Source organism: Stenotrophomonas sp. 8(2023) (genome assembly GCF_030345295.1).
GTDB lineage: Bacteria > Pseudomonadota > Gammaproteobacteria > Xanthomonadales > Xanthomonadaceae > Stenotrophomonas > Stenotrophomonas muris.
This window is the reverse complement of record NZ_CP128404.1, coordinates 2490699-2512411: the sequence shown is the minus strand read 5'-3', so window position 1 is coordinate 2512411 and position 21713 is coordinate 2490699. Positions and strand designations below refer to the sequence as shown.

Genomic DNA, 21713 nt, shown 5'->3' with positions numbered 1-21713 from the left:
GGCAGGCCGATGTCAGCCCGGATGCGGTCTGTTTCGAGTGTCCGTCAACGTGGCATGGCGGTGATCGTCGCCCTGCTGGTGGTGGCACTGGTGGCAGTGATTGCCACTGCACTGCTCACCCGGCAGTCGGCCCAGCTGCGCGCGCTGCGTGGTGACCAGCTGCGCGCACAGGTACGCATGGCCGTGGACGCAACGCTGGAACGTGCGGCGCAGCAGTTGCGTGAGGATGCAAAGGAACAGCTGACCACGGTGCGCAGCGGGCGCTGGGCGCGCCCATTGGAGCTGCAGGCGCCGTTGCCGGTGCAGCTGCAGCTGGTCGATGCGCAGTCGATGTTCAACCTGCGCAATCTGCTTGCGCATGGCAGGCCGGACCCCGAGGCGCGGCGCGCGTTCATCGCGTTGTGTGCCGGGCAGGGGCTGGGCCAGGGCGCCTGCACATCCGCCGCGGACCACATCCAGGCGCGCCTGCGCGATGGCGACATGCAGGCGCAGGCGCCGCTGCCGCGCGAATCACTGATCGAACAGGCGCTGCCGGGTGCCGATCCGGTGGCGTTGCAGGCGCTGGCGCGACGCACCGTGGTGTTGCCGGCACAGACCCTGGTCAATGCCAACACCAGCGACCTGCGCGTTCTGCAGGCGGTGACGCCTGCGGTCGAGCCGGCACGGCTGCAGGCGCTGCTCGGTGAGCGCGACGCTGGCCATTGGCTGCTCAATCGCGGCGACATCGCCAACCGACTCCAACTGAGCAACGAACAGATGGCGGTACTTCCCTTGGGTATCCATAGCGAGTGGTTCCTGGCTGTCGGCCGGGTGCAGGCTGACGGCAGCGCGGTTGATTTCCGCGCGCTGCTCTGGCGCGAGTACCGCGACGATGGCGTGCGTGTGCAACGCGTGTGGACGAGGATCGGCGCATGAACGGGCAGCTTCGGGTGCGCCTGCCGACGCTTGAGGGTCTGCACGCCGACAGCGCGGTGGACTGGGCGCAGCTGCACAAGGGCGAGGTGCTGGCCCACGGTTGCGCCACGCTGGCGGCGCTGGGTCTGCGGCATCCGCGGGCTGCGGTGCATGCCTGCCTCGATCCGAGCGACCTGATCCTGCTGGAACTGCAGCTGCCACCGTTGTCCGGGCGCCGCCTGCAGTTGGCGTTGCAGGGTGAGGTGGAGGCGATGTTGCTGGATGACCTGCAGGACGTCGCGCTGGCCCACGGTGCGCAGGCGGCTGACGGCACGGTTCCGGTGGCCTGGCTCGGCCAGCAGGCGGTCCTGCAGGCGCAGCAGTTGCTGGCTTCGTGCGGACTGCAGCTGCAGGCACTCCATCCGACGCCCCTGCTGCTGCCCTGGCAGGACGGACAGGCCACGCTGCAGGTCAGCGGCGAGCACCTGCTGGTGCGAAGCGGGCGCGATCGGGGCTTCGTCCAGTGGTATGGCGGACGTGATGCGTGTGCAGTCATGCAGGCGCTGGCCGTGCGCCTGCGACAGGCCGGCGTGCAGGCCGTGCAATGGATCGGCAGCGTACCGCCGGCGTGGCCGGACAGCCTGCCGGCCACCGCCGTCATGAAGGAACGGCAGGCATGTGGCCCTCTGCCGGGGTGGTCACTGCCGCTGCCCGGTGCGGGTCGGCAAGCGCCACGCCTGGCAATCGGCCTCGCGTTGGCGGCAGTGCTGCTGGCCGCGCTCGGCCTGCAGCTGCAGGTCTGGCGTTGGCGGATCGAGGGCGAGGCGCTGCAACAGGACATGGCGCGGCAGTTCAGCGCACGCTTCCCGGAGATCACCGATGTGGTGGATCCGGTGCTGCAGGCAAGGCGTGCTCTGGCGGTGCCGCCACCGGCGCCACCGTTGCCGCCGTTGCAACGGCAGGTAGCCAGCACGCTGCTGGCGGTTCCGGAACTGGCCGGGCAGGTGCGCAGCCTGCATTACCAGCCCGGCCAGCTCGACATGGAGCTGGATGCCGATGCCCAGGCATTGGCCGACGATCCGCAGCGGCTTGAGCACTGGCAGCAGGCGCTGCAGGTGCAGGGCCTGCTGCTGGCGCGCGACGCCGGTGGGCGCCTGCGGGTGAGCGGAGCGGGACAGTGACGGCCCGCACCCTGCGGCTGGGCGGGGGGCTGGCCGGCCTGCAGCAGCGCTGGCAACGCCTGCCACCGCGCGACCGGCGGATGCTGTGGGTGATGGTGGTGGCGCTGCTGGTGGCGGGCCTGTGGTCGTTGTGGCTGGAGCCACTGCTGAAGCAGCGCACGCACTGGCAGGCCGAGCTACCGCGGCTGCAGGCGCAGTCGCGCGCACTGGCACCGCTGCTGCGCGTCCGTGAGCGCCAGCAGCTGGCGCAGGGCCAGCATCCGACACTTCCTGGGCTGCGCGATGGAATCAAGACCGCCGGCCTTGCCGACGGCCTGCATATCGAAGCGCGCGACGGGCGCTGGCACCTGCAGGTGCAGGCGGTGCCCGCCGATGCGCTATGGAACTGGCTGCTGCCGCTGCTGGCCGACCCGGCCATCGAGCTGCAGCAGCTGCAACTGACACGCACAGGGGACGCGAACATGCCGGCGGCACGGATTTCCGGAAACATCGTGATGGTGGCCACTGCGGGTGCCCATCCATGAGGGCGATGCGCAGCCTTGCCTGCAGTACTGCATTGGCCCTGATCGTGGGCATGGCCCACGTGCCGGCGCCGGTGGCAGCGCAGGACACACGCGATGAGCCGGTGCAGCTGAACCTGGTGGATACCGATATCGGTGGCGTGCTGCGGATGGCGGCACGGTTCACCGGCCGCCAGTTCCTGGTCGACCCACGGGTGACCGGCAAGATGACGGTGGTCTCCGATGGCCCGGTCAGCCGTACCCAGGCCTATCAGCTGCTGCTGGGCGCGCTGCGCATGCGCGGCTTCGCCGTGGTCGAGAATGGCGGCGTCAGCCGGGTGGTGCCGCAGGCCGACGCCAAGCTGCTCGGTGGCCGGGTGGGCAGTGGCGGTGCAGGAGGCGAGGTCGCCACGCGCACCTTTCCGCTGCGCTACGAGAACGCCGCCGCGCTGGTGGCGGTGCTGCGGCCGATGATCAGCCCGGACAATCCGATCACGGCGAACCCGGGCAACAACACTCTGGTGATCACCGACTATGCCGACAACCTGGAGCGCATCGCGCGGGTGATCGCCAGCGTCGACACGCCGGCCGGCATGGACACCGATGTGGTGAAGCTGCAGCAGGGCATCGCCGTAGACGTCGCGGCGATGGTCGCGCCGCTGCTGGATGCGCAGGGCGCAGAGCCCAGCCAGAAGGTGGTGGTGATGGCCGACCCCCGCAGCAACAGCGTGCTGCTGCGTTCCAGCAGTCCCGGGCGCACCCGTCTGGCCCGGCAGCTGGTGGAGAAGCTGGACCGCGCGCAGGACGAGTCCGGCAACCTGCATGTGGTCTACCTGCGCAATGCCCAGGCCAATCAGCTCGCCGGCGTGCTGCGCGGCGTGGTTGCGGGGCAGAGCGATGCGCCGGCAGTGGGCAGCAATGAAGGCATCACGCCACTGCCTGGCGATGCAAGCCGTTCCGCACCGGCGCAGCCGTCGCAGCCACAACAGGCCAGGACCGGCAGCAATGCGCTGGAATCGCAGCGGCTGGATCCGAACCGCGACCCGATCGACGCCGGGAGCACCGGCTTCAGCCAGAACGGCATTTCGGTGCAGGCGGACGTGGCCACCAACACGCTGTTGATCTCGGCGCCGGAACCGGTGTACCGCAACCTGCGACGGGTGATCGACCAGCTTGACCAGCGCCGTGCACAGGTGCTGGTGGAAAGCCTGATCGTGGAGGTCAACCAGACCGACGCGGCCGAACTGGGCGTGCAGTGGATGCTGGGCAATGGCCGCACCTTCGGCGGCACCCACTTCGGCGGCACCAGCGGTGGCAGCGGGCTGAACACCACCGCGCGCACCACCCTGGACGTGCTGCCCAAGGATGGCCTGAAGATCGGGGTGATCGACGGCACCATCAACCTGCCCGGCGTCGGCCAGATCCTCAACATGAAGGCGCTGGCCAACGCGCTGCAGAGCAAGGGCGGTGCCAACATCCTGTCCACGCCGAACCTGATGACGCTGGACAACGAGGCGGCCAGCATCATGGTCGGGCAGACCGTGCCGTTTGTGAGCGGCCGCTACGTGACCGACGGTGGCGGCGGCAGCAACAATCCATTCCAGACCATCGTGCGCGAGGACGTGGGCCTGAAGCTGCGGGTACGCCCGCAGATTTCCGAGGGCGGCACGGTGAAGCTGGACATCTACCAGGAAGTCAGCAGCATCGATGCGCAGAGCGCGAACAGCACGGCCGGCATCATCACCAACAAGCGCGCACTGGATACCAGCGTGCTGCTGGACGATGGCCAGATCATGGTGCTGGGTGGCCTGCTGGAAGACAGCGTCAGCCATGGCCGTGACGCGGTGCCGGGGTTGGGGAAGATTCCGGTGCTGGGTGCCTTGTTCCGCAGCGACACACGCAGGCGCGCCAAGACCAACCTGATGGTGTTCCTGCGTCCGCACGTGGTGCGTGACCCGGCCGCCGGCCAGCGCCTGACCCGCGACCGCTATGACTACATGCGCAACGCGCAGGCTGGCGCGCAACCGGTGCAGAGCTGGGCATTGCCGGCGCTGTCGGCACCGCAGCTGCCACCGCAGGACCTGTCTGTACTCGGCCAGGGCAACGCGCGCGATGGCCAGGGCCAGCCGCTGCAGAACACCAGCCTGGCAGCGTTGTATCCGGCCGGTGACGGCGATGCGCAGCTGGTGCAGTTCGCACAGGGGCTGGACCCGACCCGTGCCCGCCAGGGCGTGGCGCAGGTGCGGGCGCTGGGCCTGCAGGCCTATGCCGAGGCGACGCCGGGCGAGAGTGGCCAGCGCCTGCGGGTGCGGCTGCCGCGCGACCCGGCGACGCTGGATCCGGCACTGCAGCAACTGCGCGGGCTGGGCTACACGCCGGAACTGGTGATCGGACCGTGAGCGCCGCCGCGTCACTGCCGTACGCCTGGGTGCGCAGCCATGGGGTGATGCTGTCCGAGGTTGGCGGTGAGCCTGTGCTGCTGGGTACCGTCGATACCGCAGCGTGGGCTGTGGCCGAACTGCGCCGCCGGCATGGACCGTTGCCCTTCCAGGCACTGGATGCCGCGATGTGGCAGCAGCGGTTGGCTGAGCAGTACCGTGACGGCGGCGACGCCGCTGCTGTGGTCGGTGCCGCCGAGAGCGAAGTCGATCTGGACCGGCTGATGCAGGACATGCCGGAAGTCACCGATCTGCTGGACGCGCAGGATGATGCGCCGGTGATCCGCATGATCAACGCGCTGCTGGCGCAGGCCGCACGTGATGGCGCCAGCGATCTGCACATCGAGCCGTTCGAGACCCATTCGGTGGTGCGCTACCGGGTGGACGGCACGCTGCGCGACATGGTGCAGCCACGGCGCGCACTGCACGCAGCGCTGGTATCGCGCATCAAGATCATGGCCCACCTGGACATCGCCGAGAAGCGCCTGCCGCAGGACGGGCGCATCGCGATCCGCGTGGGTGGGCGTCCGCTGGATATCCGAGTCTCCACGGTGCCGACCGGGCATGGCGAGCGCGCCGTGCTGCGACTGCTGGAGAAGGATGCCGGCCGTCTGCAGCTGCAGCGCCTGGGCATGGCCGATGACACCCTGGCCACGTTCACCGGATTGATCCGGCAGCCGCATGGCATCGTGCTGGTCACCGGCCCGACCGGTAGTGGCAAGACCACCTCGCTGTACGCCGCGTTGGGCCAGCTCGACAGCAGCACCAGCAACATCCTCACCGTGGAGGACCCGGTGGAGTACGACTTCGCCGGCATCGGCCAGATCCAGGTGAACGCGCGCATCGGCATGAGCTTCGGCACCGCGCTGCGCGCGATCCTGCGCCAGGACCCGGACACCATCATGATCGGCGAGATCCGCGACCTGGAGACCGCACAGATTGCGGTGCAGTCGTCGCTGACCGGCCATGGCGTGCTGGCGTCCCTGCATACCAACGACGCGATTTCGGCAGTGACGCGCCTGGCCGACATGGGGGTGGAACCGTTCCTGCTGGCCTCGTCGCTGCGCGGTGTGCTGGCGCAGCGGCTGGTGCGGCGGCTGTGCACCCAATGCCGGCGTGCCGAGGTGGATGGGGACGGCCGTACCGTATGGCGCGCGGTGGGTTGCGCGGCCTGTGCCAACAGCGGCTACCGGGGGCGTACCGGCATCCACGAGTTGTTCGTGGTGGACGATCGCGTGCGTACGCTGATCCATGAAGGGCAGGGTGAACCTGCACTGCGCGAGGCGGCGCGGCGTGCCGGCATGCGGACCTTGCGTCAGGACGGCCAGCGTTGGGTCGACAGCGGGGTGACCACGCTGGAAGAGATCCTGCGCGTCACCGGCGACGACTGAGGCTTGCATGGCGCTGTTCGACTACCAGGCCGCCAACGCGCAGGGCCGCATCGAGAAGGGCCAGCTGGACGCTGACAGCCCGCGCGGTGCGCGGCAGTTGCTGCGCGGTCGTGGGCTGACACCCGTGCAGGTCAGCGTGGCGCGCAGTGCCGGCAGTGGCTGGGCTGCCCGGCGGCTGTCTGCCAGCGAGCTGGCCTGGGCCACGCGCCAGCTGGCCAGCCTGCTGGCCGCCAGCCTGCCGTTGGAAGGCGCCTTGAGTGCGGTGATCGAGCAGGCCGAACGCCCGCACGTGGCCCAGGCGCTCACCGCAGTACGCGCCGACGTGCGTGCCGGCCAGCGCCTGACCGTGGCGCTGGCAGCGCGGCCGCGCGATTTCCCGCCGATCTATCGGGCGCTGGTGGGTGCAGGTGAGGATTCCGGCGATCTGGCACGGGTGATGGAGCGCCTGGCCGACTACATCGAAGAGCGCAATGCGCTGCAGGCCAAGGTACTGACCGCCTTCATCTACCCGGCGGCGATCAGCCTGGTGTCGGTGGCGATCGTGATCTTCCTGCTCAGCTACGTGGTGCCGCAGGTGGTGACCGCGTTCGTTCAGGCACGGCAGACGCTGCCGATGCTGACCCAGGTGATGCTGGCCGCCAGCGCGTTCGTACGCAGCTGGGGCGTGTGGGCAGCGCTGGGCATGGCTGCGCTGGTGGTGGCCTGGCGGCTGGCATTGCGGCGGCCGGAACTGCGCCTGCGCTGGGACGCGATGCTGCTGCGGGTCCCGATGGTCGGGCGCTTCGTGCTGGGTGTGAACAGTGCGCGCTTTGCCTCGACGCTGGCGATCCTGCTGGACGCCGGTGTCCCGCTGCTGCGTGCACTGGAAGCGGCGCGGCAGACGCTTGGCAATGCGTTGCTGGCGCGCTGTGCCGATGATGTGGCTGCTCGCGTACGCGAAGGTGCGGCACTGGGTGCTGCGTTGAAGGTACAGAAGGTCTATCCGCCGATCCTGGTGCATCTGGTGGCCAGCGGCGAGAAAACCGGTTCGCTGGCGCCACTGCTCGAACGCGCCGCGCAGACGATCTCGCGCGAGATCGAGCGCCGCGCGATGGCGCTGACCGCACTGCTGGAACCGACCATGATCCTGGTGATGGGCGGCGTGGTGTTGACGATCGTGCTGGCGGTGCTGATGCCGATCATGGAAATGAACCAGCTGGTGCAGTGATGCGCAACGCGCATCACGGGTAGAGTCGACTGCTTCCAAGCACACTTCGACAGGACCAGCGCTCCGTGCACCAGTCGACGCACAGTCGACTCTACCCGGTCGCCGTCTTCGATTCTCCACACAATCCTCCACACCTTTTTCCGATCTTCCACAGGTTTCTTAAGCGGCCTGTCATCGGCGCGGACCAGCATGGACACGTCGCCGCAGAGTGGGCTGGGAGGCCCTCGGCGGCAGCAGGCGTGTAGTGACCGTTCCTCCCTTGGTGTTTCCCTTCGCAGTAAACCCTTCAGGAGAAGATCATGAACAAGTGCAAGACCCTGGCCGCGCTGGTTGCCACCGCGCTGCTCGCTACCGTGGGCGCCGCCTCGGCGCAGACCGTGACCGGCGGCGGTGCCTCGTTGCCGGCCGACCTCTACAAGGGTTCGTCCGACAGCATCCTGCCGGCGAACTTCAGCTACGCCGTGACCGGTTCGGGCACCGGCAAGAAGGCCTTCCTGGAAAACAACTCGCTGCTGTTCTCGACCACCGGCACCGTGCACTTCGCCGGCAGCGATTCGGTACTGAGCGGCACCGAGCTGAACACCTACACCACCAACTTCAACCAGCCTACCAATGCCAACCGCTACGGCGCGCTGATCCAGGTGCCGTCGGTGGCCACCTCGGTCACCATCCCGTTCAACAAGGCCGGTTCGGCGGTGAACCTGAGCGTGGCGCAGATCTGCGGCGTGTTCTCGGGCGCGATCAGCGACTGGTCGACCATCGATGCCAACCGCAGCGGCCCGATCCAGGTGGTGTATCGCGCGGAAAGCAGCGGCACCAGCGAAATGTTCAGCCGCTTCCTGACCGCGGCCTGTGCCGCTGAGAATGCTGACACCTCGAAGCTGGTGGGCGGCAAGTTCGCCATCAAGTCGACCTTCGCCGACCTGTACAAGCGCGATGCCAACGGCAACCTGCCGGCGTTCCTGGTGGCCGCCCCGGCCACCGGCGGCACCTCGCTGTACAACACTGTCTACGCGGCTGAAGGCCGCATCGGCTACGTTGGCCCGGACGTGATCCCGAACCTGACCGATGCGACCAAGGTCGCCAAGGTCAAGGGCTTCTCGCCGGACCAGGTGAGCGTGCAGGCCACCCTGGACACCGTCGCTCCGCCGACCGGCACCGATGCAGAGAACCCCGCCAACTGGGTGCCGGTGTTCGGCAACCCGTCGGCCGGCTATCCGATCGCCGGGTACACCAACCTGGTGATCGGCCAGTGCTACAAGGATTCGAGCGTCGCCACCAGCCTGCGCGGCTTCCTGGCGCGCCACTATCCGGCGACCTACACCGTCGCGTATGAGAAGTCGATCACCGACCACGGCTTCATCCCGCTGACCAAGGCCTGGCGCGATGCGATCCGCAACCGTTTCGTGCTGGCCAGCAGCACTGCCGGCCTGAACAACCCCAGCACCTGCGCCGGCATCGGCCGTCCGCTGTAATCCGCAGCACGGGTTGAATCCTGCTTGACCCGACGCCGGCCTCTGGGCCGGCGTCGCCATTTCCGCGACGGTGCCGCTGTTGCAGCGTTTGGCTGTCGGCTTCGTCTCGCGTGAACCGTCTATCAGTGGCAGGGCATGCGTTGCGTGTGCCTCCCCGATCGTCGCCGCAGCTGCGGCCCACCAGGTTGATGAGGTTCCGATGTCGCACCCGCTCCCGTCCGCTGTTCATCCGACCGCGTCGATGCGCCGCAATCATCCGATGGCGTGGGCCATCGCGGTCGCACTGGGGAGCATGGTAGCCCCGGCCAGCCAGGCGCAGCAGGCGTTCACTCCGGGCTGGTTCGCCGAACGGGGTGCGGCCCAGGGCAGCGCGGCACAGAGTGGCCGGATGCCCAACGGCGTGCCGATCCAGTTCCAGTTGCCGGCCCAGCAGCAGGATGCGGCACGGCAGAAGCTGCAGCAGTCGATCGACAATCTTGGCACTGCGGCACAGGCGATTGCCCTGCAGCAGCGCCTGCAGGAACAGGCCCGGCAGGCGCACCGCGAGGCTGGCTTCATCGTTGCCGATGGCCTCGGCAAGGACGGCCTGAGCGTCGACCAGAACCCGCTGACCCGTGGCTGGCTCAATGCGCGCGACGCGATCCAGTCGCAGGGCAGCGACGGGAGGGTGCAGGTCACGGTAGAGCAGACCGCGGACAAGGCGATCCTGAACTGGGAGACCTTCAACATCGGCGGCAACACCACGCTGAATTTCCTGCAGAACCCTGACTGGGCCGTACTGAACCGCGTCAACGATCCGCAGGCGCGGCCCAGCCAGATCCTGGGCCAGCTGAAGGCCAGTGGCACGGTGTTCGTGGCCAACCGCAACGGCGTGGTGTTCGGCAACAACAGCCAGGTCAATGTACGCAATCTGCTGGCGGCTGCAGCACGGATCAGCGATGCGCAGTTCCGCGACAACGGCCTGTACAGCCCCGACGCCAGCAGCAGCGCGCTCAGCGATGCATTCGGCAAGGTCATGGTGGAGCGGGGCGCCCGCATCGCGACCCATGAGCCGACCAGTGCGACGCGCGGCGGTGGCTACGTGCTGCTGGCCGGGCACAGCGTGGACAATGCTGGCCAGATCGAAGCGCGCAAGGGCCAGGTGCAGCTCGCAGCAGGTGACAGTTTCGTGATCCGGCGCGGCGTGGGTACGGCCACCAACACCAGTTCCACCACCCGCGGCAATGAAATCGCGCCGCGCTTCATCGCTGGCAGCACGGCTGGCAGCGTGCGCAATACCGGTCTGCTGCGCGCACTCGAGGGTGACGTGACCCTGGCCGGACGCAGCGTCGAGCAGGCCGGTGTGGCCGTGGCCAGCACCACGCTTGCACAGCGCGGCACCGTGCATCTTCTGGCCTCGGCCAGTGATGCAGGCAGCAGCGTCACGCTTGCTGACGGAGCCACCACGGCGGTGCTGATCGAGGACGATGGCAAGACCACGGTGCTGGATACGCAGCGCGACGCTCTAATCAAGGAATCGGCCGAGCAGGACGCGATCCGCGCTGGCGCGCGTTCGGCAACCTTCGACAATCTGTCCCAGCACAATGATCGCCGGGACCAGTCGCGGGTGGAGATCGTCTCGGGTGGCAACATCCATTTCAGCGCGGATTCGCTGACGGTTGCCACGGGCGGCCAGATCATCGCCGATGCGGCGGCCCGTAGCTACGTGGACGATGCCGCGCGCGTGGACGTGTCCGGCGCAGTGGGCGTGCGGGTGTCGATGGAGAGCAACAATGTCCAGGTCAAGGTGCAGGGCAACGAACTGCGCGATGCCCTGGACAACCGCGACAGCGGCAAGCTGACCAGCAGCGAAGTCTGGGTCGACCGCCGCAGGCTGGTCCACGTTCCGGCCGGTACCGGGGGCTACGAGGGTGAGCGCTGGTACGCCGCAGGCGGCCTGCTGGAAGTGGGGGGCTACCTCGACAACCAGGGGCACTCGATCGGCGAATGGGCTGCGCAGGGAGGCACCGTCCTGCTGGGCGGCAGGGAAGTGATCACGCAGGGTGGCTCACGCATCAACCTTGCCGGCGGCAGCCTGGATGTGCAGAGCGGCGTGGTCCGGCAGAGCTGGGTGCGCGGCGTTGATGGCCAGGTCTACCGTCTTGATGAGGCGCCAGCGGAGATGCTGTTCGATGGCCTGTACAGCGGCCATGAAGTGAAGCAGGAACGCTGGGGCATCACCGAGACCTTCCGTGATCCGATCGTATTCGCGGCGCAGCGGGTCGATAACGGGTACACGGTCGGCCGCGATGCAGGACGGCTGATCGTCTCCGCACCGACCGCGGTGCTGGATGGAAAGGTTGAGACTGCAACCTTCCAGGGCGCGCAGCAGAACCGCAGGCCGGATGCCGCGCTGGATGGCTATGCACAGGCGCAGACGGCGGTCGCGCGCAATGCACAGTTGTACCTGGGGCGCTACGACGGCCAGGGCCGCAGTGGTGCGTTCGGCTCGGATGTGCGCCTGGGTGACAAGGCTCCGACGAAGACGGCGTGGTCGCTGGCGGCTCCGGTCAACGAGGAGCGGCGTGACACGGTGTGGCTGGATATCGCAGAGCTGAGTGCCCAGCAGTGGGGGCGGATCGACCTGGCGACCGCCGATCGCATCCGCATCGACGGCAGCCTTCGGCTTCAGGCCGGCGGGCAGCTCAACCTGACCGGCAGCGAGGTGGAGCTGGCAGGCGACATCGGCATTGCCGGCGGCCAGTTGTCGGCGGGCAACCTGCTGGATGTCCAGGGCCGGCCGACGGCGCTGCTGCACGATGGCCGCGCCCGCACCGTCATTGCCGACGGCACGCGGATCGACCTCTCCGGCGAATGGAGCAACGCCTCACTGGCGATGCCGCGCGACGCGAGCGGTGCCTGGACGGATGGCGGCCGCCTGAGCCTGGGCAACAGTCATGACGTGGCCGTGGGCGCCAAGGCAACGGTTGACGTCGAGGCCGGTGCTGCGCTGGACCTGCGCGGCAAGGCCCATATCGGCAAAGGCGGCAGCGTCAGCCTGCAGGCGAACAGCAGTACGGTTACGACCGATGGCAGTGGCCGGGTGCAACTGGGTGAGGGAAGCCGGTTCAGTGGTCGAGGACAGGGCGGTGGTTCTTTCTCGCTGGGGACCGGTGGCCAGGTGCGGGTGGGCGATGCGGACCTGGCGGGCGCGGCGCTGCGACTGGACCCCGGCCTGTTCGGCAGTGGCTTCGCGCAGTACGACATCAATGGCCACCACGGCGTGGAGGTGGCCAATGGCGCGCGGCTGGTCGCTGCCCTGCCAGGCCTGCGCCTGACCCAGGACGCGCCGATGGCGACCGACCGGGCGTCCGCACTGGCGGCGTGGGACGAACCGCTGTACAGCGCCGATCCGTCGAGCGGGCGCGTCAGCCAGCGCGCGGGTGCGAGCATCAGCCTGCGTTCGGAGCGCAACAGCGTGGGCGGTGACCTGCGGGTCGGCAAGGATGCACTGATGGCGGTCGATCCAGGCCAGACGATCTCGCTGCTTGGTGCGGGCAACATCGATGTTGAAGGCACGCTGCGCGCGAAGGGCGGACGCATCCTGATCGACGATGTGCGCCCGGAGAACGCGCTGTACGCCGGGCAGCGCACCGAACGCACCTGGCGTTTCGCCGAAGGCGCGCTGCTGGATGCCGATGCAGACGCGATTTCGCTGCCCGATTCCAGCGGCCGTCTGCGCGGGCAGGTGCGCGCGGGTGGACGCATCGAGATTGGCGGGGCGCTGGACTGGGAGACCACAGCGTTCGTCGACAACCGACCACCGGAAGCCTTCGTGGTGGTTGAACGCGGTGCGCGCCTGCGGGCGCGGGGTGCGTCGGCCGAGCTGGACGTCGACGGCCAGGGCCGTGTCCGCGTGGACAGCGATGGCGGGCAGATCGTGCTGCGCTCGGCCAATGCGCTGTACCTGGACGCCGGGATGGACGCGGCCGCCGGTGGTGCCGGCGCACGCGGCGGCACCCTGGGGCTGGCCTTTGGCGGCAGCATCCATGCACGTGGCGCCAGCGAGGAGGTACTGCGGTCACGTGCGATCACCCTCAGCCAGCACAGCGCACCGGGGCAGCCACTGCCGGCCGCATTGGAGTATGGCCACGCCGCGTTGTCGGTCGAGCAGCTGCAGGCTGGCGGTTTCGACAACCTGTCCGTGTTCGGTGACATCCGCGCGGTCGGCGACGTCGACCTGCGCCTGGCCCAGAGCCTGCGCATCCACGGCCAGGGTACTTCGAGCCTGGGCATGGCCGTGGATGCCGGGTCATCGTCGGGGCTGCGACTGAGTGCGCCCTACGTTCGCCTGGCGCAGGCACGCTGGCGCCAGATGCCGGGCGAGAACCTGCAGGGCACCGCCGCGGTCGCTTCGTCCGGGCCGGAAGATCACGCGCTGGCGGTGCAGGCCGGGCTGATCGACATCCGCGACGTCACCTGGCTGCCGGGTTTCAAGCATGTGGCGCTGGAAAGCCGCAGTGACGTGCGCCTGACCAACGGCATTGCCAGCAGTGGCAACACCAGCGCGTTGATGACGGCTGGTTCGATGGACGTGACCGCTGCGCGCCTGTATCCCACCACAGGCGCGGTCGGCACGCTGGTGGCCGGCGCGTCGGCGCAGACCGTGCAGACCGCTGATTACTGGTCCGATCCGGATGCCGTGCTGCGCATCCACGGCACCGGTGCGGCCACGAAGCCGGCGCCGGAATCGGCGCTGGGTACGCTTCGCCTGGTGGCCGCCACGGTGCAGCAGGGCGGCAACGTACAGGCGCCGATGGGCACGCTGCAGCTGGGTGGCCTGATCCAGAACGGAACCGTCGGCAGCCGGGTGGAACTGCTGCCAGGCAGCGTAACCTCGACCAGTGGCGCCGGCTTGTCGCTGCCCTATGGTGGCACCGTCGATGGTGTTGACTGGCGGGTCGGTACGCGCAGCCTGGGTTCGCTGACGCCGGCCGGTATCTCCTCGATGGGGGTGACACTGAAGGCCAACGAGATCGAGGTGGCGCCGGCGGCCCTGCTGGACATGTCCGGCGGTGGTGAGCTGACCGGCGCCGCCTTCGTGTCAGGACGCGGTGGCTCTGTCGACGTCCTGCGAACGGCGTTGGCCGACGCCAACCCGCGCTACGGGTTCAGTGCGTCGGGCAACCCGGTGTACGCGATCGTACCGGGACGCGCCGGGGCATTCGCCCCCAGTGGCGAAGAAGGGTTCGCAGCTCCGGCGGTGGGCCAGCAGATCACCGTGCCGGCTGGCGTGCCCGGCCTGGCGGCCGGCACCTACACGCTGATGCCGGCAAGCTATGCGCTGCAGCCCGGCGCATTCCGGGTGGAGCTGGGCGCCACCGGCACCTCCGGCATCGTGCAACCGATTGCGACCGGCACCGGCACCTGGCGTGTGTCCGGCCAGCAGCGCACGGCGTTGGGCGCGGCAATCTCGCCGTTGCTCACCGACATCCTGCTGACTCCCGCGGCCGTGGTACGCCGGCACTCGGGCTACAACGAAACCTCCTACAACAGCTTCGCGCAATCGGTGGCCGACCGCCGCGGCGAGTCGCGTGGCTGGCAGACCATCGATGCGCTCGGGTTGACCCTTGCGTTGGGCGAAGGCGCAGGTCGTGCAGACACGCCTGCCATCCGCTTCGCCGGCACCGCGCGGTTCGGCGCCGCCACCGACAACGGGCGAGGCGGCACGCTGGCAGCCACGTTGGCCAGCCCGGCGGTCGGTTCACTGGAGATCGTCGATGGCGGTGCGCCATCGCAGGCGCGTGATCGCGGCGCCACCTTCAGCGACGACGCGCTCAATGCCTTCCTGCCGGCGCGGATGATGATCGGCGGGCAGTTCAACCAGGAGGCCTCGCAGGTGGCGGTGACCGGCCAGGCGCGCAGCGTGGCGATCCGTTCCGGCGTCACCTTGAACGCGCCGGAAGTGCTTGTGGCAGCGGCCTCCGGTGGCAGTGGCGTGCTGGTCGAGGCCGGCGCGACCCTCGATACACTGCCGTTCGCATCCGCCAACGCGAATGCCAGCGCGACCCTGCCTTACCAGGTCTCCGGCGGCCTGCTGGCGGTGTCCAACCAGCGCCTGAACCTGATCACCGGCACCACCGGGGTGGAGGCCGGTCCGGTGGCGATCGACATCGGGGGATGCCAGGCGGCGTGCGACGGCCAGACGCGGCTGGTTTCCGATGGCAGCATCGCGGTAGCGACCGATGGCGCGCTGCAGATGCGCGACTCGGCCAGCTATGGCACCCGCCAGCTCGGCCTGGGCATGGCGGCGCTGAACCTCGGCAGTGCCGAAGCGATCGCCCAGGCCGCTGCGGCCGGAGCGCTGCCCAGTGGCATGACCATGAACCAGTCCGTGCTGCAACAACTGCTGCGCGGCAATGATGCGACCGGCGCGCCGGCGCTGGACACGCTGAGCCTGGTCGCGCGGGAGTCTGTCAACGTGTTCGGCAGCGTCGACCTGGATGCGCGCGACAGTGCCACCGGCCGCAGTGGCCTGCAGACGCTTGTGCTCGGTGCGCAGGCCATCCGCGGCTACGGTGCGGCGACCGACCGCGCGCGCATCCTGGTGGACACGCTGGTCTGGGACGGCTCATTGGCGGCGGGCCAGGCGCCGGGCAGCGACGCGACGGTGCCGCCGGCCGAGCCGATGGTGGACCGGCTCGGGGCCGGGCAACTGGACATCGTCACCCGGCAGCTGCAGCTGGGGCGGGCGCCATTCAGCCGTCCCAGCTCTGAAGTACCTGCGAACCGGCAGGTGCTTGGCTTCAGTGCGCTGAACCTGAGTGCCTCGGAGCAGCTGTCGTTCTCCGCGCAGGGCACGCTGGACGTATTCCAGCAGCGTGGCGACTATCTGGCCGACAAGGGGTGGCAGTACAGCGGAGGCAACCTCGGTATCGATACACCGCTGTTGGCCGCCGATCCCGCCGCGCAGCTGCGCGTGCGCACCGGCGGCGACTTCCGCCTGCTGGGTGGCGCCGGCAAGACGGGTGGCGATGCACTGGGCAGTGAGTTGAGCATCGACGCCAACCGGATCGCGCTGGACAGCACGGTCGCGCTGGCGTCCGGACGGCTGTCGGCGAACGCACGCCAGGGCATCACGCTTGGCAGCCGGGCCGAGTTGGATCTGGCCGGACGCAAGGTCTCGCTGTACGACGTGGACAAGTTCAGCTGGGGCGGCGATGTCCTGCTGTCCAGCGACACGGGTGACATCCGCGCCGATGCGGCCTCCCGCATCGATGTTTCCGCACGCAACAACCGCGGCGGACGCCTGACGGTCACCGCAATGGCCGGCCGAGCCGATCTGGCCGGTGTTCTGCAGGGTGCCGCCACTGGTCGTTACGATGCCGGTGGCACGCTGGTGCCCTATGACGGTGGCGAACTGGTGGTGCGGGCACGCCAGCTGCAGGACTTCGCCGGCCTCAACCAGCGATTGACTGCCGGCGGCGTCGTCGGCGGTCGCAGCTTCCAGATCGGTGAGGGCGATCTGCAGATCGGCGACGAAGTGAAGGCGCGCCGGGTCGACATCAGCGTCGATGCGGGCAGCCTGACCGTGGCCGGCCGCATCGATGCCAGCGGCGAGCAGGTCGGCAGCATCCGCCTGTACGCCCGCGATCAGTTGCAGGTGGACGGCACGCTGGACGCGCACGGTACCGGCCTGCGCGTGGACAGCCATGGCAAGATCATCGACAGTCCCAACCGGGCCACCATCACGCTGGGCAGCGCCGAGGGTGCCGTCGGCCTGGGCAGCGCGGCGCAGCTGGACCTGCGTGCGGGCAGCGACGTTGCCGTCGGTGGACGTCCTGGCCAGAACGATGGCACCCCGCGCGGCACGCTGAAGATCGATGTGCCGCGGCTGGGCAGCAACGATGCGGCGATTGCCGCGGCCACCGGCCTGCGCATCGATGGCGCGGCCGACATCCAGCTCAATGGTGTTCGCCGCTACGACGATGCGCCCCTGGCAACCACCGCTGACGTGCGCGGCAACCGCGCGCAGCTGGTCACCCAGCAGTGGCTGGACCAGGTGGTCGATCCGCACAGCGTGGCCTGGATCGATGGTGCGCTGGGCAACGCGGATCTGCAGCAGCGCACGCGGGCGCTGGGCGATGTCCGCCTTCGTCCCGGCGTGCAGGTGCTGGCGCGGCGCAGCGACGCCAACCCGGACGGCGACCTGACCATCGCCGGCGACATCGATCTGTCCGGCTACCGTTACGGCCCCGATGCCAACCGCGCCGATCCATCGCGGCGTGGCTTCGGCGAATCGGCCTCGCTGGTGCTGCGCGCCGAAGGCAACATCAACGTCTACGGCAGCATCAACGATGGATTCGCATCGCCGCCGTCCACGCCGGATGAGGGCGGCTGGCAGCTGTACGAGGGTCGCAATGGCAGCGCGGGGCACACCCCCTTTGGCGGTGGGCTGGTGGTGCCGGTGGACGGAGTGAAGCTGCAGCCCGGCACCGAGTTCCAGGCCGGCACCCGCCTGAACTATGACGTGCCGGTCGAATCGGTAACGCTTCCGGTCGGTACCGTGCTGCCCGCGCCGATGGTGATCTCGCAGAACCTGCGGCTGCCTGCAGGCACGGTGCTGGGTGCGGCGGTGACCACCGACTCCGGGCAGACGCTGGCCGCGGGCACCGTGCTGCAGGAGCCGCTGATGCTGGCGGCCGGTGCGCGGCTGGGAGCCGGCTTCCGCCTGCGCAGTGCGGTACAGATGGCGGCACAGGAGTGGCCCGCCGGCGCGGTGCTGCCGGTTGCGCTGCGCCTGGCACGCGAAGTCGCGCTCAAGGTGGGCGCGTACATCCCGTCGTTGACCAAGGTGGAGCTGCCCGGCGACGCGCCGGTGAATCTGAGGCCGGCCGATGCCGGCGGCAACCAGGGGCGCAACTGGGCGCTGGCGCCGATGCTGGCCGAGGGCACCACCTCCTGGGACCTGACCGTTGTTGCCGGCGCCGATGCCGGGGCAGCCGACCCACGCAGCCGGCGCTGGGGCCGCGATGGCAGCGTGGTGCTGGCCGATACCCACCAGGGCTCGATCGGCACGGTCAAGACGGAAATCATCTGGGTGGGGGATCGCGCGTTGACCGAGCAGGCATCGTTGGACTGGATCGGCGACACCTCCTATGCAGGCCGTCCGATCGCGGAGCTGGCCGACATGTTCGGCTTCACCGAAGACGAGTTCTGCGCGATGTCGGCCGACTACTGCGGCCCGGCACCCCGCCAGGTGGCCGCGCAGGGCTCGCTGGATTACTGGGGCGACGAGTCCTACGCAGGCACTCCTGCGAAGGACTTCGCCGCGATGTTTGGCATGACCGAAGACGAGTTCTGCAGCACCGCGCCCACCTACTGCGCCGGCGGCGGCACGCAGACCGAAGTGACCACTTACGGCAAGCGCGCAGGCACGCCGGCGTGGAGCGTACTGCGCACCGGCAGGGGCGACATGGAACTGCTCGCGGCCGGTGACGTCGTGATGAAGTCAGGCTTTGGCGTCTACACCGCCGGCACTCCCGCCGCGCTGGGTGGGGGCCGCGACGCTGCCTTCAATTCGCCCCGTGCAGCGGCCCCTTGGAACACCGTAGTGCTGGGACCGAACCTGGTGCCGGGCAGCTATGACGCCGCGATGGCAGGCTACCAGGCCTGGTATCCGGATCATGGTGGCAACCTGCGCGTCGAAGCCGGGCGCGATATCGTCGGCGACGCCTGGACCGCGCGCGCAGAGTCGGGCAGCAGCGATCGCGACTGGGCGCTGTACTCCAGTGCCGCGGTCGGCAACTGGCTGTGGCGGCAGGGTACCGGCGGCACCACTGGGGTGGAGCCGGTGCCGACCAGCTGGTGGGTGAACTTTGGCGCCTACACCAACGTGTCCGCTGCCGCTGGCGCCTCTCCACGGATGGTTGGTTTCACCGGCTTCGGCACATTGGGCGGGGGCAACCTGACGCTGGAGGCCGGGCGTGACGCCGGCGTGCGCGATGCGATAGGTGACGCGTTGGTCTCGACGATCGCACCGCGCTCGGGTGCGATCATTGCTGCGGTGGGATCGACCGGCCGGGTCAGCGATGGCCAGCTGCACCTGACCGGCGGCGGCGACCTGCAGCTGCGTATCGGTGGCGCGCTGAATCCGAACCTGCAGGCGACGATCTCCAGCCTCAACCCCTCCAGGGCGGGACAGAATCTCGACCTCAACGGTACCTTCAGCAACCTGCGTGGGAGCCTGCAGCTCGATGCAGGGCGCATCGGTGCAATGGGCGTCACCCTGGAAAGCTACGCGACGCTGGGTAAGCAGCGGGCGGCAGACCTGTTTGCGCCTGACGCCGCCCGCGCGATGGGCGGGCCGGTGCTGGTGCTGGGCGACGCTGCCGCGCAGCTGCAGGCGCGGGGCGATGTGGTGCTCGGCGGCGTCGCCGATGCCGGCCGGGTTCCGCTGGCCAACTACAGCGCGGTGCTGCAGGATGACGGCGCGCGCGCTGCAGGCAGTACGTGGTTCTCCCTGTGGACCGCCAACACGGCCGTGGATCTGTTCAGTGCCGGTGGTGACCTCGCGCCAGGCCTCGCCGGGCCGGAAAACATGACGGGCAGCAATCTGTGGCGGGAGCAGGTCCAGCTTGTTGTGCGTGGCGGCGATGATCTGCTGAATTACTGGCTCTATCCTTCGCGCTTCAGCGCCATTGCTGCGCAGGGTGACATCAAGCTGGACCGGATCAGCACCACGCCGGGGACGCAGGATGTGATTCTGCTGGCACCCTCGGCGACAGGACGGCTGGACGTCCTGGCCGGCGGAGGCATCTTCGCCCAGCCTGGCGCGACCCAGATCGCGCGCTCGGCCAGTGACGCGCGCCTGCCGGGACCCTTCGACCCGGCATTCATGGCCGAGCAGGGGGATTCCGCAGGCAATGTGACCCGCTCGCGGCACAACCTGTCCGTCGACGGCAACACGGCATCGCCGGCGGGGTCGCTTCCACTGTTCGCATTCGGTCCGAATACGCCGCTGTCCACTGTGTCTGCGGCACTGGCGCCGAGCCGTTACTACGCGGTGCAGGGCGACATTATCGGTCTGGCCACCGGCGCCCGGCGCACGCTGAATCCCAACGCGGGGCAGCGCACGCAGTTGAACTGGTTCGAGGCCGCCGGCGCCGTGCAACTGCGGGCAGGCCGGGACATCCTCGGGGTGTCGATGACCGCGTTGAACACCGCGCCCACCGACATCACGGTGGCGGCGGCGGGCCGCGACATCGTGCATCTGAACGCGACCATCGCTGGCCCCGGCAACACCGAGATCAGTGCCGGCCGCCAGCTGCGCCAGGAGGATGCGGGCAGCATCGTCAGCCTCGGTGGCATCGTGCAGGGCGACACCCGTCCCGGCGCCAGCATCGCGCTGACGGCCGGCAACCAGCAGATCGATTTCGCGGCCCTGCGTGCCCGTTATCTGCACCCTGCCAACCTTGCCGATCCCGCGCAATCGCTTGCATCGCAGCCGGGCAAGGCAGTCAAGGTCTACAACCAGGAGTTGAAGCAGTGGCTGCAGCAGCGCTTCGGCGTGGCGGCCGACGGCGACGGGGCGCTGGCCGCGTTCGATGCGCTGCCGCAGGAACAGCAGCGCATCTTCCTGCGCCAGGTCTATTACGCCGAGCTGCGCGAAGGTGGACGGGAATATACCGATGCAGAAGGGCCCCGCTTCGGCTCCTACCTGCGTGGGCGCGAAGCCATCGCCACGCTGATGCCGGACAGGAATGCGGCCGGTGCGACGATCGACCGTACCGGCGATATCGTGATGTACGGTGGCTCCGGCGTGCGTACCGAGGCGGGCGGCAACATCGAGCTGATGGCACCGGGTGGGCAGATCGTGATCGGTGTGCAGGGCGTGGTGCCACCTGCCAGCGCCGGCCTTGTCACCCAGGGGCAAGGCGATATCCGGCTGTTCAGCCAGGACAGCGTGCTGCTGGGCCTGTCGCGGGTGATGACCACCTTCGGCGGCGACATCATGGCGTGGTCGGAGCAGGGTGACATCAACGCCGGTCGTGGTTCGCGGACGACGTTGCTGTACACGCCACCGCGCCGCGTCTATGACGGCTGGGGCAATGTGATCCTGTCGCCGCAGGCCCCGGCCAGCGGTGCCGGCATCGCGACCTTGAACCCCATTGCCGAAGTACCGCCGGGCGACGTCGACCTGATCGCACCGCTTGGCACCATCGATGCGGGCGAGGCCGGTATCCGCGTCTCGGGCAACATCAACCTGGCCGCACTGCAGGTGCTCAACGCGGCCAACATCCAGGTGCAGGGCGAGAGCAAGGGCCTGCCGGTGCTGGCATCGGTGAACGTCAATGCGCTGGCCTCGGCCAGTGCGGCAGCCAACAGCGCCAGCCAGGCGGCACAGGATGTGATGCGCAAGAGCCAGGACGAGGCACGGCGCAACCAGCCGTCGGTGATCAGCGTGCAGATTCTGGGCTTCGGCAGTGGTACCAGCAGCATCGCCCCGCCGGCGCGTGGCAACACTGCCAACAGCGGTTATGACGCCAACAGTGCCTTCCAGTTCCCGCAGGCAAGTCGCGACGAGGGCACGCAGCGCCGATAGGTGCCGTCCTTGGTCGGCACACGTTGCTGCCCACCAAGCTCGGC

At 69.0% G+C, this 21713-nt stretch carries 8 protein-coding genes; all 8 read left to right on the top strand.

Features of this window, described 5'->3' with window-relative positions; genetic code table 11:
- Positions 1 to 9: 9 nt before the first annotated feature.
- On the top strand, positions 10 to 915 hold the full coding sequence (gspK, locus tag QP609_RS11800; RefSeq protein WP_142234841.1) for a type II secretion system minor pseudopilin GspK: 906 nt from the start codon (positions 10 to 12) through the stop codon (positions 913 to 915).
- The gene (gene gspL, locus QP609_RS11795) at positions 912 to 2075 is read left to right on the top strand and encodes a type II secretion system protein GspL (protein ID WP_014647369.1); all 1164 of its coding nucleotides are present in this window, start codon (positions 912 to 914) and stop codon (positions 2073 to 2075) included. The genes gspK and gspL overlap by 4 nt, the downstream gene beginning before the upstream one ends.
- Complete coding sequence (gene gspM, locus QP609_RS11790) at positions 2072 to 2599, top strand: type II secretion system protein GspM (protein ID WP_014647368.1); 528 nt, start codon at positions 2072 to 2074, stop codon at positions 2597 to 2599. Before gspL ends, gspM begins: the two co-directional genes overlap by 4 nt.
- On the top strand, positions 2596 to 4974 hold the full coding sequence (gene gspD / locus QP609_RS11785) for a type II secretion system secretin GspD (protein WP_197621107.1): 2379 nt from the start codon (positions 2596 to 2598) through the stop codon (positions 4972 to 4974). The genes gspM and gspD overlap by 4 nt, the downstream gene beginning before the upstream one ends.
- On the top strand, positions 4971 to 6404 hold the full coding sequence (gene gspE, locus QP609_RS11780) for a type II secretion system ATPase GspE (RefSeq protein WP_197621106.1): 1434 nt from the start codon (positions 4971 to 4973) through the stop codon (positions 6402 to 6404). The genes gspD and gspE overlap by 4 nt, the downstream gene beginning before the upstream one ends.
- 7 nt (positions 6405 to 6411) lie before the next feature.
- On the top strand, positions 6412 to 7611 hold the full coding sequence (gspF, locus tag QP609_RS11775; RefSeq protein WP_197621105.1) for a type II secretion system inner membrane protein GspF: 1200 nt from the start codon (positions 6412 to 6414) through the stop codon (positions 7609 to 7611).
- Between the two features lie 299 nt (positions 7612 to 7910).
- Positions 7911 to 9086, top strand: coding sequence for a substrate-binding domain-containing protein (locus tag QP609_RS11770; RefSeq protein ID WP_014647364.1), 1176 nt, complete (start codon positions 7911 to 7913; stop codon positions 9084 to 9086).
- Positions 9087 to 9285: 199 nt separating this feature from the next.
- Positions 9286 to 21669: a filamentous haemagglutinin family protein gene (locus tag QP609_RS11765; RefSeq protein WP_197621104.1), complete on the top strand. Its 12384-nt coding sequence runs from the start codon at positions 9286 to 9288 to the stop codon at positions 21667 to 21669.
- Positions 21670 to 21713: the final 44 nt, after the last annotated feature.